General features: G+C 64.2%; 10 protein-coding genes. 4 read left to right on the top strand and 6 right to left on the bottom strand.

The genetic code is table 11. The features are described from left to right. Nucleotides 1-76 precede the first annotated feature (76 nt). The 6 genes from kdpE to kdpF all read right to left on the bottom strand — a co-directional run bounded on the left by kdpE (nucleotide 77) and on the right by kdpF (nucleotide 8,362). The gene (kdpE, locus tag ACQ4WR_RS04600; RefSeq protein WP_436485613.1) at nucleotides 77-775 is read right to left on the bottom strand and encodes a two-component system response regulator KdpE; all 699 of its coding nucleotides are present in this window, start codon (nucleotides 773-775) and stop codon (nucleotides 77-79) included. Continuing rightward, nucleotides 772-3,513 (bottom strand): DUF4118 domain-containing protein, encoded by a 2,742-nt coding sequence (locus tag ACQ4WR_RS04595; RefSeq protein ID WP_436485612.1) that lies wholly within the window; start codon nucleotides 3,511-3,513, stop codon nucleotides 772-774. Before ACQ4WR_RS04595 ends, kdpE begins: the two co-directional genes overlap by 4 nt. Nucleotides 3,514-3,787: 274 nt before the next feature. Further along, nucleotides 3,788-4,363 carry a potassium-transporting ATPase subunit KdpC gene (gene kdpC / locus ACQ4WR_RS04590; protein WP_436485610.1) on the bottom strand — a complete coding sequence of 192 codons (576 nt, stop codon included), beginning with the start codon at nucleotides 4,361-4,363 and terminating at the stop codon, nucleotides 3,788-3,790. Nucleotides 4,364-4,373: 10 nt separating this feature from the next. Beyond that, nucleotides 4,374-6,458 (bottom strand): potassium-transporting ATPase subunit KdpB, encoded by a 2,085-nt coding sequence (gene kdpB, locus ACQ4WR_RS04585; RefSeq protein WP_102295079.1) that lies wholly within the window; start codon nucleotides 6,456-6,458, stop codon nucleotides 4,374-4,376. 9 nt (nucleotides 6,459-6,467) lie between these two features. Beyond that, nucleotides 6,468-8,273 (bottom strand): potassium-transporting ATPase subunit KdpA, encoded by a 1,806-nt coding sequence (gene kdpA, locus ACQ4WR_RS04580; protein ID WP_436485607.1) that lies wholly within the window; start codon nucleotides 8,271-8,273, stop codon nucleotides 6,468-6,470. Continuing rightward, nucleotides 8,273-8,362, bottom strand: a complete 90-nt coding sequence (gene kdpF / locus ACQ4WR_RS04575; protein ID WP_034746483.1) for a K(+)-transporting ATPase subunit F — start codon at nucleotides 8,360-8,362, stop codon at nucleotides 8,273-8,275. The genes kdpA and kdpF overlap by 1 nt, the downstream gene beginning before the upstream one ends. A 463-nt stretch (nucleotides 8,363-8,825) precedes the next feature. On the opposite strand from kdpF, the gene ACQ4WR_RS04570 reads away from it, so the two are divergent. The 4 genes from ACQ4WR_RS04570 to ACQ4WR_RS04555 are packed head-to-tail and all read left to right on the top strand — an operon-like array spanning nucleotide 8,826 to nucleotide 16,204. After that, nucleotides 8,826-10,823, top strand: a complete 1,998-nt coding sequence (locus tag ACQ4WR_RS04570; RefSeq protein WP_102295083.1) for a DNA topoisomerase IV subunit B — start codon at nucleotides 8,826-8,828, stop codon at nucleotides 10,821-10,823. After that, nucleotides 10,823-12,532: a molecular chaperone HscC gene (locus ACQ4WR_RS04565; RefSeq protein ID WP_436485606.1), complete on the top strand. Its 1,710-nt coding sequence runs from the start codon at nucleotides 10,823-10,825 to the stop codon at nucleotides 12,530-12,532. The genes ACQ4WR_RS04570 and ACQ4WR_RS04565 overlap by 1 nt, the downstream gene beginning before the upstream one ends. Before the next feature lie 9 nt (nucleotides 12,533-12,541). Continuing rightward, nucleotides 12,542-14,242, top strand: coding sequence for a hypothetical protein (locus ACQ4WR_RS04560; RefSeq protein WP_436485604.1), 1,701 nt, complete (start codon nucleotides 12,542-12,544; stop codon nucleotides 14,240-14,242). Between the two features lie 30 nt (nucleotides 14,243-14,272). Then, entirely contained in the window at nucleotides 14,273-16,204 is a 1,932-nt protein-coding gene (locus ACQ4WR_RS04555) for a hypothetical protein (RefSeq protein ID WP_436485602.1), read from the top strand. The last annotated feature ends 17 nt before the right edge of the window (nucleotides 16,205-16,221 follow it).

The following is a 16,221-nucleotide window of genomic DNA, read 5'->3' as shown; positions in this document are numbered from 1 at the left end:
AATGGGTAAAAATTTTAAGTAAAGCGTCCCCCCGGCGCGCGCGGCGCCTGTTTTCAAACGGGGGAAGGAGAGCGGTTTAGAGCGGCAGCAGCAAGCGGTAGCCGACCGCCGTTTCCGTCAGCAGATACTGCGGCTGGGCCGGATCGGCTTCCAGCTTCTGGCGCAGATGGCCCATGTAGATGCGCAGGTAATGGCCGTTTTCGCTGTTCGACGGCCCCCACACTTCACGCAGCAGCTGCGGATTGGTGACCACCTTGCCGGCATTTTTCACCAGCACCGACAGCAGGCGAAATTCCGTCGGCGTCATGTGCACCAGCTGCCTGTTGCGCGTCACCAGGCGGTCTTTCAGGTCGACACGCACCTCGCCGAACTGCACCACGCCATCGTCATTGGCGGCCGGCTGGCGCTGGCGGCGCAAGGTGGCGCGCACACGGGCCAGCAATTCCCCCACACCGAATGGCTTGGTCAGGTAATCGTCCGCGCCCGCGTCAAGCGCGCGGATCTTGTCCTGCTCGTCGACCCGCGCGGACAGCACGATGATCGGCACGGCCGACCACTTGCGGATATCGCTGATGAAATCGATGCCGTCGCCATCGGGCAAGCCCAGGTCCAGCACGATCAGGTCTGGCCGGCGCGTGCCCGCGTCGATCAGGCCCCGCTGCATGGTGGCCGATTCAAAAATCTGCCAGCCCTCGTCTTCCAGCGCGGAGCGCACGAAACGGCGGATTTGCGGTTCATCCTCGACCAGCAAGGCGGTGGCGGAAGGTTCGTTCATGTTGGTTTTCCTGTTTCAAAGTCTTGGGCATCATCGAGTTCCGGCTCCGGCAAGGCCGGCGGCGTGCCCAGTGGCAGGGTAAATGCCAGGGCCGCGCCCTGCCCCGGCGCAGGCTTCAGCGCATGAATGCTGCCGCCGTGCGCTTCTACGATGGCGCGGCAGATGGCCAGGCCCAGGCCCACGCCAGGCTTGTTCGATTCGCGCTCGCCGCGCGTGAATTTTTCAAAGATGGCTTCTTCGCGCCCGGGCGGCAGGCCGGGACCGTCGTCAAGCACCGTCACCTGCAAAAACTGGCCGTGCGTCCTGGCCGCGATGGTGATGGTGCTGCCCGGCGGCGTGTACTTGGCGGCGTTTTCCAGCAGGTTGCACAGCACGCGCTCGACCAGCACGGCGTCGTAGCGCACCAGCGGCAGGTCGGGCGCCAGCTGCGTCTGCACTTTGTGCTGCTGCAGTTGCGGGCCGCTGGCGCGCAGCGCGCTGCCCACCACTTCTTCCAGCGCCTGCCATTGCAGGTTCAGGCGCACATGGCCGCTCTCGATGCGCGCCATGTCCAGCAGGTTCGCCACCAGGGCGCTCATGCGCACGGTTTCGGACTGCAGCGAACGGGCCATGTCCAGCTGCGCGGGTGACAAGGCAGGGCGCGACAGGGCCAGCGATTCGGCCAGGCCCACCAGCGATGTCAAGGGCGTGCGCAAGTCATGCGACAGGGCCGCCAGCAGCGAATTGCGCAGCCGTTCGGACTCCATCTGCAGCAGCGCGCCCTGCGCCACGTCGATGTAATGCACGCGTTCGAGGGCGATGGCCGCCAGCGCGGCAAAGGTGTCGAGGTGCTGGCGCTGTTCCGGCACCAGCAGCCAGCGTCCGTGCTGCGGCGCCTGCAAGGGCAGCAGCGCCAGCACGCCGCGCGTGCGCATGGGCGCGATCAGCGGCAGATAGAAAATGGCCGACCCTGGCAAGGTATCGGTTCCCGTGCCGGCGGCCTGCGCGTGGTCGAAGGCCCATTGCGCAATGCCCAGGTCCAGCGCTTCAGCGCCAGCAGGGCTTTGCAAACGCCCTTCGTCATCGGGCAGCAGCAAGGTGGCGCGCGCGCGGAAGGCGCGTTCGATGGCGCTTTTCGTGATGTCAAAAATCTGCTCCGTCTGCAGCACGCCCGACAATTCGCGCGAAAACTCGTACAGGGCGCGGGCGCGCGCTTCGCGGTGCGAGGCCACGCGCGCCTGGAAGCGCAATCCCGCCGTCAGGTGGCCCGTGATCAGCCCCACGGCCAGCATCACTCCAAAGGTAATCACATACTGGAAATCGCCCACGGCAAAGGAAAAGCGCGGCGGCACGAAGACAAAATCGAAGCACGCCACGCCCACCAGGCTGGCCAGCGCCGCCGGCCCGCGCCCCAGGCGCACTGCCACCAGTACCACCGTCAGCAAGGACAGCATGGCGATATTGGCCAGGTCAAGATAAGGCTGCAGCGGCACCGAAGCGATGGCCGTGGCCAGGCTGGCGCCGGCCGCCAATATGTAACGCCAGTGGCGCGACGGGCGGCGCTGCGCCGGCGCCTCCTCGCCCGCCGCGCGGCGGGGCGCACTGTCGGCGGGCGGCAAGCCCACTTCGACCAGGTCGATATCGGGCGCCAGGCTGGCCATGCGCGCGGCCGGCGGCGCATTCCACAGGCGCGCCAGCGCGCCGGCGCGGCCACGCCCGACGATGACTTTCGAGATATTCGCATTGCGCGCGTATTCGACCACGGCGGCGGCGATGTCGGCCGAAGGCAGAATGGCCGTGCGTGCCCCCAGGTCCTGCGCCAGTTTCAGGGTTTTCAGGATGCGTTCGCGCTCGGGCGCGGGCAGGCGCTGCAAACGCGGCGTTTCCACATACAGCGCATGCCATTCGGCGTTCAGCTGGCTGGCCAGGCGCGCCGTGCTGCGGATCACGTGTTCGCCCCCGGCGCGCGGCCCCACGCAGGCCAGCAGCGCGGCGCCCGTCTTCCATACGGGGTTGATGGATTTCTCCACGCGGTAAGCCTGCACGTCGTCCTGCACGCGGTCCGCCGTGCGGCGCAAGGCCAGTTCGCGCAAGGCGATCAGGTTACCCTTGCGGAAAAAATTCTGCGAAGCCCGCTCGGCTTGCAGCGGCTGGTACACCTTGCCCTGTTTCAGGCGGCGCAGCAGTTCGTCGGCTGGGATATCGACCAGCACCACTTCATCGGCGCGGTCGAACACCGTGTCGGGCAAGGTCTCTGCCACGCGCACGCCCGTGATCCCGCCCACCACGTCGTTCAGGCTTTCCAGGTGCTGCACGTTGACGGTGGACAGCACGTCGATGCCGGCGGCCAGCAATTCCTCGACATCCTGCCAGCGCTTAGGATGGCGCGAGCCGGCCACGTTCGAATGGGCCAGTTCATCCATCAGTATCAGCGGCGGCGCGCGACGCAAGGCCTCGTCCAGATCGAACTCGAACAGCGTCTTGCCCCGGTACTCGATGGCTTTCAGCGGCAGCACGGGCAAGCCGTCAAGCAGGGCCGCCGTATCCTGGCGCCCGTGCGTTTCCACCACGCCCACCAGCAGATCCTGGCCATCGGCCAGCAGTTTTCGGGCGGCGGCCAGCATCGCATAGGTCTTGCCGACGCCTGCCGAAGCGCCGAAATAAATGCGCAACCTGCCGCGCGCGGCTTTCTGTTCCTGCGCCTGCACTTGCGCCAGCAGGGCGTCAGGGTCGGGGCGTTGGCTGTCGTTGGGGAGCATGTTGTATTTTAATCTTCTTGCGTAATGCTATCTTGTTATTTTGCCGTGGCGTCAAACGGCGACGTCAGTGGTGATGTCGGCTTACGCTGCGCTAAGCCGACCTACGCGTCGTTGCCGCCTTATTGCATTCGTAGGTCGGATTAGCGCTTGCGCGTAATCCGACAACATCGTTGGCCTGGACAGTGGTGATGTCGGCTTACGCTGCGCTAAGCCGACCTACGCCGACCCGCGCCGACCTGCGCCGGCCTGCGCCACGCTGCGCATCTTCGCCAGCTTACTTTGCCATGGCATCGAGCGCCAGATTCAGTTCCAGCACGTTCACGCGCGCTTCGCCAAAAAAGCCGATGTACGCGGTCTTCTGCACCTTGGCGATGGCATTTTCCACCTGCGCCAGCGGCATGGCGCGCACGCGGGCCACGCGGGGCGCCTGGTACAAGGCACCGGCCAGGCTGATTTCCGGATCCAGGCCACTGCCCGATGCCGTCACCAGGTCGACGGGAATCGGCTTGCGGTTGCCGGGATCGGCCGCCTGCAGGGCGGCGATGCGCGACTTGACGGCGTCCACCAGGGCCGGATTCGTCGGCCCCTGGTTGGAGCCGCCCGAACCGGCGCCATTGTTCGCCATCGGCGCCGTGGCCGATGGACGGCCCCAGAAATACCTGGGCGACGTGAAGGATTGGCCGATCAGCAGCGAGCCAACAGGCTTGCCCCCACGTTCGACGATGCTGCCATTGGCTTCGTCGTTGAAAGCCAGCTGCCCGATGCCGGCCGTGGCAAACGGATAGACCGCGCCGCAAATGACGGTGAGCGCGGCAAACAGGACCAGGGCGGGACGTACGATGGTGCTCATGATGATTCCTTTAGACGAGATTGAGAGCGGACAGCAGCATGTCGATCAGCTTGATGCCGATGAAGGGCAGGATGATCCCGCCCAGGCCGTAGATCAGCAGATTACGGCGCAACAGGCTGGCCGCGCCGATGGCCCGGTACTGCACCCCCTTCAAGGCCAGCGGAATCAGCACGACGATGATCAGCGCGTTGAAGATCACGGCCGACATGATGGCCGAGGCGGGGCTGGCCAGGTGCATGATGTCCAGCGCTTTCAATTGCGGATAGGTGCCCACGAAGGCGGCCGGGATGATGGCGAAGTACTTGGCGATGTCGTTCGAGATCGAAAACGTCGTCAGCGAACCGCGCGTCATCAGCATCTGCTTGCCGATTTCAACGATTTCCAGCAGCTTGGTGGGGTTCGAATCGAGGTCCACCATATTGCCCGCCTCCTTGGCTGCCTGCGTGCCCGAGTTCATGGCCACGGCCACGTCGGCCTGGGCCAGCGCCGGCGCATCGTTGGTGCCATCGCCCGTCATCGCCACCAGCCGGCCTTCGGACTGGTAGCTGCGGATCAGTTTCAGTTTGTCTTCCGGCGTCGCCTCGGCGAGGAAATCGTCCACGCCCGCCTCGGCCGCAATGGCCGCCGCCGTCAGCTTGTTGTCGCCCGTGATCATGACCGTCTTGATGCCCATGCGGCGCAGTTCCGCGAAGCGCTCCTTGATGCCGCCCTTGACGATATCCTTCAGCTCCACGGCGCCCATGACACGGCCGTCGTCGACCACCACCAGCGGCGTGCTGCCGCGCCGGGCGATATCGTCGACGGCGCGCGCCACTTCGTCCGGATACGGCTGGCCCAGCGCTTCGACGTATTTTTTCATGGAGTCGGCCGCGCCCTTGCGCAGCTGGCGCAGCTGCTGCTCGCCGGCGATATCCACGCCGCTCATGCGCGTTTGCGCCGTGAAGGGCACGAAGGTGGCGTGCAGGCTGGCCATCTCGCGTTCGCGGATATTGAACTTCTGCTTGGCCAGCACGACGATGCTGCGCCCTTCCGGCGTTTCATCGGCCAGCGATGCCAGCTGTGCCGCATCGGCCAGCTGCTGCTCCGTCACGCCAGGCGCAGGGACAAAGCTCGATGCCTGGCGGTTGCCCAGGGTGATGGTGCCGGTCTTATCGAGCAGCAGCACGTCCACATCGCCGGCCGCTTCCACGGCGCGCCCCGACGTGGCGATCACATTGGCCTGCATCATGCGGCTCATGCCGGCCACGCCGATGGCGGACAGCAAGCCGCCGATGGTGGTCGGGATCAGGCACACCAGCAGCGCGATCAGCACGGTGATGGTGACTGGCGTGCCGCTGCCGGCAGCCGCCACGGAAAACAGCGAATACGGCAGCAACGTCACGGTGACGATCAGGAACACGATCGACAGGGCCACCAGCAGGATCGTCAGGGCGATCTCGTTCGGCGTCTTCTGGCGCTTGGCGCCTTCGACCATGGCGATCATGCGGTCGATGAACGCTTCGCCCGGGTTGACGGAGACGCGTACCAGCAGCCAGTCCGACAGCACGCGGGTGCCGCCCGTGACGGCGGAAAAATCGCCGCCCGATTCGCGGATGACGGGCGCCGATTCGCCCGTGATGGCGCTTTCATCGACGGAGGCCACGCCGGCCGTCACTTCGCCGTCCGCGGGAATCACGTCGCCCGCCTCGACCAGCACCGTCATGCCCTTGCGCAGGTCGGTGGCCGGCGTGGGCAGCCAGGAGGTGCCGTATTTCGGCGTCTGCATTTTCTTTGCCATCACCGTCTGCTTGAGGGCGCGCAGCGAGGCCGCCTGCGCCTTGCTGCGGCCTTCGGCCAGCGCTTCGGCGAAGTTCGCGAACAGCACGGTAAACCACAGCCACACGGCGACGGCGACGATGAAGCCGAACGGCGCTTCACCCTGGCCACCGCTGATCCCGGCCTGGGTCGCCAGCAGGGTCGTGATGATGCTGCCCACGTAGACGACGAACATCACGGGGCTGCGCCACTGCGTGCGGGGGTCGAGTTTTTTGAACGCATCGACGACGGCGGGGCCGATCAGTGCGGAATCGAACAAAGTCAGGCTTGTGCGTGACATGGTAGCCTCTTATTTGATGAAAAGTTGCAGGTGTTCAACGATCGGGCCCAGGGCCAGCGCGGGAACGTAATTCAATACACCGACGAGAACGACGACGCCGATCAGCAAGCCGATGAACATGGGGCCGTGCGTCGGCATGGTGCCCGCATTGGCCGACAGGCGCTGCTTGCCCGCCAGCGAACCGGCCACCGCCAGCACGGGCACGATGACGGCGAAGCGGCCGAACCACATGGCAATCGCCAGCATCACGTTGTAGAACGGCGTGTTGGCGGACAGGCCGGCAAACGCGCTGCCGTTGTTGTTGGCGGCCGACGTGAAGGCGTAGAGGATCTCGGAAAAACCGTGCGCGCCCGGATTGGCCACGCCCGCCGTGCCCGGCTCCACCATGACGGCGATCGCCGTGCCCGTCAGCACCAGGGCTGGCGTCACCAGGATGGCCAGCGAGACCATCTTCATTTCATAGGCCTGGATTTTCTTGCCCAGGTATTCCGGCGTGCGGCCGATCATCAGGCCGGCGATGAAGACGGCCAGGATGGCGAACATCAGCATGCCGTACAGGCCCGTGCCCACGCCACCGAAGATCACTTCGCCGAACTGCATCAGCAGCAGCGGCACCATGCCACCCAAAGGCATGTAGGAGTCGTGCATGGAATTGACGGCGCCGCACGATGCCGCCGTCGTCACGGCCGCGAACAGGGTCGAGGAGCTGATGCCGAAGCGCGTTTCCTTGCCTTCCATATTGCCGCCCGACTGCAGGCTGCTGGCCTGCTGGTCCACGCCCAGCGTCTGCAGGGCAGGATTGGCTTGCTGCTCGGCGCTCATCACGCCGGCCGTCATGACGACGAAGATCACCGTCATGGCGGCCAGCACGGCCCAGCCCTGGCGCAGGTCGCCCACCATGCGGCCAAAGGTGAAGCACAGGCCGGCGGGAATCAAAAAGATGGCCAGCATCTGCAAAAAGTTCGACAGCACGGTGGGGTTTTCATACGGGTGCGCGGAATTGGCGTTGAAGAAGCCGCCGCCATTCGTGCCCAGCAGCTTGATCGATTCCTGCGAGGCGACGGGGCCCATGGCGATGGTCTGCGTGGTCGCCACTTGCGCTTCCATCACGGGTTTGCCGGCCGCGTCCAGCACGGGCTGGCCATCGGCCGCCATTTTCGGCGTCTCATATGCCACCTGGTCGAGCAGGGTCACTTCCTTGTATGGCGAAAAATTCTGGATCATGCCTTCGCCCATGAAGACGACCGACAGGGCCAGCGACAGCGGCAGCAGGATGTACAGGGTGGAGCGCACCAGGTCGACCCAGAAATTGCCGATCGATTTGCCCGAGCGCGAGGCAAAGCCCCGCACCAGCGCGAAGATCACGGCGATGCCGGTGGCCGCCGAGAAGAAGTTCTGGCACGCCATGCCCAGCATCTGCGTCAGATAGCTCATGGTCTGTTCGCCGCCGTAGCCCTGCCAGTTGGTATTGGCGACGAAGCTGACGGTGGTATTGAACGAGGAATCGGGGCTGACAGCGCCGAGTCCCTGCGGGTTCAAGGGCAAAAAGCCCTGCAGGCGCTGCAAGCCATACACAAAGAAGGCGCCCACGGTATTGAAGACGATCAGGGCGATAGCATAGCTTTTCCAGCCCATGCCCTTGTCGGCGCCAAGCCCGGCGGCGCGGTACAGCAGGTTTTCGCATTTTTGCAGCCAGCCCATGCCGCGCACGGGGCCATCGCCGGCGACCTTGGCCATGTACAGGCCCAGCGGATAGGCGGCCGCCAGCAGCACCAGCAGGAAAGCGGCCAATAACAATATCGATTGCGTCGTCATCACAGTTCCTCCGCCTTCAGCAGCGCCACCAGCAGATACACGAGCAGTCCAGCCGAAACCACGGCGCCCAGCACATAAAACGCATTCATTTGGCGCTCCCCAGTTTGTCGCAGGCCACGGCAAAGCCGGCCACCACGACGAAAAAAACGGCAATCAAGCCGAGATACACGAGATCCATTCCCACCCTCATACAGGTTTGTTTTGATAGTGAGCAGATTAGCCAAAAGGATCTAAAAAATTCGTAAAGACTGGGAAGGCGCCTGTAAACAAGATGTAAAAATGACGGCTTTGCCGCATAAAATTGTTCACAATTGGCGCAAAACCACGCGCGTGGCGCACAGTTGTTGCCCTGGAGTAGCGCTATTGCTCGCCGGACAAGATAGAATGCGCGAGCGTCCGCACAAGGACGCCTAGCCTGCCGCACTGCCCTCCCCCAGTGACGCTGGACGGGATATACTGTATATTCATACAGTTATCGCCGCCGCTGTCACTGCGCCGCGCAGTGTCCTGGCCTGGCGTTCCAACCCTAGTCTTTATTTAGCTTGAACACGTATGGCCACTAAAAAACCAGCATCCGACTACAGCGAATCATCCATCCGTGTCCTGAAAGGACTGGAACCCGTCAAGCAGCGCCCGGGGATGTACACCCGCACTGAAAATCCGCTGCACATCATTCAGGAAGTGATCGACAATGCCTCCGACGAGGCGCTGGGCGGTCATTGCACGCATATCGCCGTGACGCAAAACACGGATGGCAGCATCACCGTCGAAGACAATGGCCGCGGCATTCCCGTCGGCCTGCACCCGGAAGAAGGCGTGCCGACGGTGGAAATCGTGTTTACGCGGCTGCACGCGGGCGGCAAGTTCGACAAGGGTTCGGGCGGCGCCTACGCGTTCTCGGGCGGCTTGCACGGTGTCGGCGTATCCGTCACCAATGCGCTGTCCTCGCGCCTGGAAATCACCGTCTGGCGCAAGGAAAGCGACGGCAATGGCTTGCATCACATGGTGTTTGCCAACGGCGACGTGATCGAGCCACTGAATTCCCGCCCCGCTCCGCGCGACGGCAAGAAATCCGGCACGCGCGTCACCGCCTGGCCCGATCCGAAGTATTTTGATTCGCCCAACATTTCGCAGACCGAGCTGCAACGCCTGCTGCGCTCGAAAGCCGTGCTGCTGCCCGGCGTCACCGTCACCCTCACCAACGCGAAAACCGGCGATACGCAGACCTGGCAGTACGCGGAAGGCTTGCGCGGCTACCTGACCGAAACGCTGGCGCAGGTGTCGAATGGCGAAACCCTGATTCCCCTGTTCGAAGGCGCGCAGTACGCGGGCCCGGACTCGGAAGGCTTTGCCGAAGGCGAAGGCGCGGCCTGGGTCGTGGCGTGGACGGAAGAAGGCGCCATCGTGCGCGAATCGTATGTCAACCTGATCCCCACCTCGAATGGCGGCACGCACGAATCGGGCTTGCGCGACGGCCTGTTCGGCGCCGTGAAAAACTTCGTCGAGATGCATTCGCTGCTGCCAAAAGGCGTGAAGCTGCTGCCGGAAGACGTCTTCGCGCGTGCTTCCTTCGTGCTGTCGGCAAAGGTGCTGGACCCGCAATTCCAGGGCCAGATCAAGGAACGCCTCAATTCGCGCGACGCCGTGCGCCTGGTCTCGACCTTCACCAAGCCGCCGCTGGAACTGTGGCTGAACCAGCACGTCGACTACGGCAAGAAGCTGGCAGATCTCGTGATCAAGCAGGCGCAGTCGCGTCAGCGTTCGCTGCAAAAAGTGGAAAAGAAAAAGTCCTCGGGCGTCGCCGTCTTGCCCGGCAAGCTGACCGACTGCGAATCGTCTGACATCACGCGCAATGAACTGTTCCTCGTCGAGGGCGACTCGGCGGGCGGTTCGGCCAAGATGGGCCGCGACAAGGAGTTCCAGGCGATTTTGCCCCTGCGCGGCAAGGTGCTCAATTCCTGGGAAACGGACCGCGACCGCCTGTTCGCCAATAACGAGATCCACGATATCGCCGTGGCCATCGGCGTCGACCCGCACAGCATCGGCGACACGCCCGACCTGTCCGGCCTGCGCTACGGCAAGATCTGCATCCTGTCCGATGCGGACGTGGACGGCTCGCACATCCAGGTATTGCTGCTGACGCTGTTCTTCAAGCACTTCCCCGCGCTGATCAACAAGGGCCATATCTGCATCGCCCGTCCGCCCCTGTACCGCGTCGACGCGCCCGCGCGCGGCAAGAAGCCGATGCAGAAAATCTACGCGCTCGACGACGGCGAACTGCTGGCCATCGAGGACAAGCTGCGCAAGGAAGGCGTGAAACAGGGCGCCTGGTCCATCTCGCGCTTCAAGGGCCTGGGCGAGATGAACGCCGAGCAGCTGTGGGAAACGACGATGAACCCGGACACGCGCCGCCTGCTGCCCGTGACGCTCGGTGAAATCGACCACATGACGTCCGCCGCGCGCTTCAATATGCTGATGGGCAAAGGCGAGGCGGCAGGCCGCCGCGCCTGGATCGAGGAACACGGCAATGAGGCGGAGGCGGATATCTGATGATCATCGGCATCGACCTTGGCACCACCAACAGCCTGGTCGCCCTCTGGCGCGACGGCAAGGCTTCCATCATCCCCAACGCGCTGGGCGAACACCTGACGCCATCGTGCGTGAGCATCGATGACGACGGCACCGTGCTGGTGGGCCGCGCCGCGCGCGAACGCCTGCAGACGCACCCGCAGCTGACGGCGGCCGTCTTCAAGCGCTACATGGGCAGCGAAAAGAAGATCACCCTTGGCACGCAGCAATTCCGTCCGGAAGAACTGTCGTCGATGGTGCTGCGCGCGCTGAAGGAAGACGCGGAAGCCTTCCTCGGCCACAAGGTCGAAGAGGCCATCATCACCGTGCCCGCGTATTTCAGCGACGCCCAGCGCAAGGCCACGCGCATCGCCGGCCAGCTGGCCGGCTTGCGCGTGGAGCGCCTGCTGAACGAACCGACGGCCGCCGCGCTGGCCTACGGCATCCGCGACAAGGAACAGGAAAGCAAATTCCTCGTCTTCGACCTGGGTGGCGGCACCTTCGACGTATCGATCCTGGAACTGTTCGAAGGCGTGATGGAAGTACGCGCCTCGGCCGGCGACAATTTCCTCGGCGGCGAAGACTTCGTCACCGTGCTGGTCGACGCCTTTTTGGAAGGCAGCGGCCTGCGCGATGCCATTGGCAGCCGCCTGCTCGACCCGCGCCAGCAGCAGCTGCTGCGCGATGAAGCCGAACGCGCCAAGCGCCTGCTGTCGGACCAGCCGTCCGTGCGCATGGCCACGCGCTACCAGGACAAGGAATACACCTGGGAGATCAACGAAGACAAGCTGGCGCAATTGTGCGAGCCGCTGCTGGCGCGCCTGCGCCTGCCGGTCGAGCGCGCGCTGCGCGACGCTACCATCCGCGCCGCCGAACTCAATGAAGTGGTACTGGCCGGCGGCGCCACGCGCATGCCGCTGGTGCGCAAACTCGTGTCGCGCATGTTCGGCCGCTTCCCCGCCATTCACCTGGATCCGGACGAAGCCGTGGCGCTGGGCGCCGCCGTGCAGGCGGGCCTGAAAATGCGCGACGCGGCCCTCGACGAAGTCGTCATGACGGATGTGGCGCCATATTCGCTGGGCATTGCGACTTCGCGCCAGATCGGCCCGAACCAGTATGAAGGCGGCCATTACCTGCCCATCATCGAGCGCAATTCCGTGGTGCCCGTCTCGCGCACGGAAAGCATCACCACCATCCAAGACAACCAGAAGGAAATCAACTTGGCGATCTTCCAGGGCGAGTCACGCCTGGTGGCCGACAACGTCTTCCTTGGCAAGATCAACTTTCCGATTCCCGCCAAAAAAGCGGGCGAGATCAGCATCGATGTGCGCTTCACCTATGACATCAGTGGCGTGCTGGAAGCGGAAGTGACGGTGCTGGCCACGCAGGAACGCCACAAGATGATCATCAGCGACAATGCGGGCGTGATGACGCCGGAGCAGATCGAACAGCGTTTCCTTGAACTGGCCGACCTGAAGATCCACCCGCGCGAGCAGCTGGAAAACCGCACCCTGGTCACGCGCGCCGACCGCCTGTACGAACAGTCACTGGGCGACGTGCGCAACTACATCGCCGCGCATACGGCCAATTTCCAGGCCGCGCTGGAATCACAGGACTCGTCCACCATCCGCAAGGCGCGCACGGCATTGGACGAGGTGCTGCGCCAGGTCGAGAGCGAGAGCTTCCTGTAAATGGACGGCATGGATAGCGGTGCGGACAGCTGGCTGCGCAGCCATTGGGATATTCTGGGCACGGCACCCACTGGCGACGAGCGCGCCATCAAGCGCGCATATGCCAGTCGCCTGAAAGTGACGCGGCCCGAGGATGATCCGGCTGCCTTCCAAGTGCTGCGGCAGGCCTATGAATATGCCTTGCATTGCGCCGGGCAGGCGCACGAACACGCGCACGGCTCCCCTGCGCCAGCCCTTGCCGACCAGCCCGTCAGGCTGGGTGTGGCAAGCAGCTCGCCCGATGCCGTGCAACAGGCCACGCAGGCATTTCTGGCCTGGCGCGACAGCAACCATGGTCGGCCGCTGGAAAGCCTGGCGACGCTGGCCGCCAGCGACGCTTTTCTCAGCTTCGCCGTGCGCGAACAATTCGAACGCCTGGCGCTGGACTACTGCGCCAGCGAGATCTGCGGCGACGAGGAACGCGATGCCGTGGTCGAACACTTTGACTGGCAGCGGCGGCTCCAGCACCTGGAAAAGATCAACCGTGAAAACGCCCATGCCGCGATGGCGCGTTTCAATGCGGCCCGTTCGCATGAATTCCTGCTGTATGGCGGCCATCAATACAGGGCCGCGCTGAAAGCGCTGCTGGCGCCCTGCCCTCCTGCCTATTCGGGACTGCTCGGCGACAAGGTCTTTACACGCACTCTGCTGGAACTGATCACGCGATTGCGCTGGCAGCACCCGGATTTTCTGGCATGCCGCGTCAATCCCGAGGTACTCGACTGGTGGGAGCGGCATGCTGGCGCAAAACGATACTTTGTCGATACGGCCGTGTACTCCTTCGTTGCCGGGCTGGCGCTGTTCGTCATCGCCCTGGTGTTCGAGCGTATCGGGCGCGGGGAAGAGATCGAACACTTCACGGCGATGGCTTTTTTCGGCACGCAGGCGCTGGCATTCAGCACCTTTGCGGCCCTGGCATTGCGGCCGCCACGCAAGCAGATGGCCTGGCTTACGCAATTCAAGGAGCGCCATCTGGACGTTTATCTGCATCAGCGCCGCTACCAGGCCATTTGGCAACTGGGCTGGCTGGTGCCATTCGTTCTGCTGTCGCTGCCGCTGTTTTTGCCTGTCAGCTATCGGCCTTTGTCTTACGTGCTGCGACCAGGACTGCTTGTGTGCGCACTGCTTGCACTGTTTGCGGCATCGGTCGTGCTGCGCTGGTATTACCTGCTGCTGGTGATGCTGCTGGGGCTTGTATCGGCCTTGCTCATGTGGAAAAGCGGCTTTGGCGGCTATGGCAACACCGTACTGGTGTTGTTCTGTATCTGCTTGCTGGCGCAGGCTCTGCGTGGCGGACTGCCGCTGTTCCTGGCATCGGGCTGGCGGCCAGCGCGCCTGCGCGCCATGCGCCTGACGTGGCTATGCAGTGCACCGCTGGTGCCGCTCTTGATCGAGTTCGACTTGCTGCCGCCGGCGCTGGCATCCTTCGTGACCTGGCTGTGGTGCCTGAGCGGTATCCTGCTGTCGCGTTTTACACCGTCCAAGCTGCCGCCCGTCATGCTGATATGGCCGCTGCTGTTCCTGAAAGGCGGCTGGGACCATGTACGCAATTATTTCAACGCACTGCCCGATATGCGCCTGGCTTTCCTGCTGCCCTTGCTGCTGATCGTGACGATTTTCATGCTGACCAATATGTATCATGCGGAACAAGATGAACATTATTTCTGCTAATTTCCCGGCTATGGGCCGACGGAGTGATCGATGAGTGATGGCATGCATAACGGCCAGCGCAGCCTGTGGGACATCCTCGGCACGGCGCCGACGGGCGACGAGCGCGCCATCAAGCGCGCCTACGCGAAACGCCTGAAGGTAACGCGGCCCGAGGACGACCCGGCCGCCTTCCAGCAACTGCGCGACGCCTATGAATATGCGCTGCGCCATGCGCCGCGCTTTGCCGAAGAAATGGCGCAGATGCACGCCACACCGGCGACTGAACTGGCGCAGCCGGATCCGGCGGATCTGTCTGCGGCACCCGCGTCCGACTGTCAAACAGCCGCCGGCCTGGCGCCATCCGTACCACTGCAGGAGCAAGCGCCGGCAGACGAAGCGCCCGTGGAAGCCCAGCCTGAACTGTGGGGCGTGATCGCCGACGCAGGGCAGGAACATCAGGAAGCGCCTGCGGAGCTGTGGGGCGTCCCCGACGAAGCAGCGCGGGAACGCGCACGGCCGCCGGAAAAATGGGGCGTGGTCGCCATCGATCCCGTCCAGGAAGGCGCCAGCCTGTGGCAGGCATTCCTGGAGCAGTCGCGACGCCGCGACGCGGCCGCGCTGCTGGCAGGCTTCCTCGAGCGCGAGGAATTGCTCAACCTCGACGTGCGCGAGGAATTCGACCTGTGCGCGCTGCGCTATTGCGCCAGCGCCGGCTATGAGTTGTCGCTGCGCAACGCCCTGTTCGAGCAACTGGGCTGGGAATTTGATTTTTCCTACCTGGCGCGCCGCCATGGCGACCTGGTGCGCGCTGCCGTGCAGCGCTACCGCGCCGACCGCTCGTTCGCCCATTTCAACGACAACCGCGACAGCTATCCCGGCCTGGACTGCATCATGTCGCAGCAGCCGCCGTCGGCCTATGCGCGCCAGATGCTGGACAAAAAATTCAACCTGCAGCTGCGCGAGCTGCTGCAGACGATACGCTGGCATCACACCGAAATGCTGGCCTACAAACTCGACATCGACCTGTTCGAACAATGGGAACAGGCGGTTTTTTCGCGCCGCTATTTCAAGCAGACGGCCTTCGCCTCGGCGGGTCTGGGCTTCGTGCTGCACCTCATTTTGTCCAGCCTGTTCAAGGTCGCCGGCGTCAGCCTCGGCGACATGGGCGCGTATGCCAGCCTGCTGGGATGCCAGGCGCTGGCCTTTGTCCTGCTGGCCATGCACGCGCTGCGCTGGCCCGCGCCCCTGTTCGCGCGCCTGCACGCGCTGCAGGAAGCATTGCTCGAACGCCTGCCCGTGCTGCGGCAGCGTCACGGGCTGCTGCAGCTGGCCTGGATCGTGCCCTATGTGCTGTTGGCGCTATCGCTGTTCCTGCCCGAACGGGGCGAGGCGCTGCGCATCGCCACCTCGGTGGGCTTGTGCGCCTCGGCGCTGCTGGCCTATGCCATGAACCGCCAACTGCTCAACGGCGTGCTGCTCGCCGCTGCGCTGGGCCTGGCGCTGGTCGCCGCCCTGTTCATGAACGGCACGGGCTCCGCGGCACTCGTCATCGCCAATGGCGTGCCCATGATGTTTTGCCTGTTACTGCTGGCCTTGCGCAGCGCCGGCGGCCTGTATGAGGAATGCGGCTTGCCCGTGGCGCATTTGCCGCGCCTGCGCCTGGCATGGCTGGTCGGCTGCGCCGCCCTGCTGCTGCCTTTGTATCTGCAGTTGCTGCCAGCCGTGCCGCTCGGCGCCGCGCTGTATGCCTGGTCGTGCGCCGGCCTGCTGATCTCGCCCAGCGATTTGCGCTGGCGGACGGTCTGGCCGCTGGTGCTGGTGCCGTCCCTTGGCAGCTTTTTGCTGGCCGGCCAGGCCGCGCCCGTGCGCGCCATGTCGATGATGCATAACGGCGTCGAACTGGCCTTGATCGTGCTGTACTTCACCCTACGCTGCATCTATCTGCGCTACGGCGCCGCCTTATCCCGACCCGGGCTGTCATAATCAGCTCCATGAATTCA

This window comes from Janthinobacterium amylolyticum (assembly GCF_051380655.1).
In the GTDB taxonomy this organism is placed as follows: Bacteria; Pseudomonadota; Gammaproteobacteria; order Burkholderiales; family Burkholderiaceae_D; genus Janthinobacterium.
The sequence above is the reverse complement of the archived record's forward strand: the minus strand, read 5'-3'. Positions and strand labels throughout refer to the sequence as shown.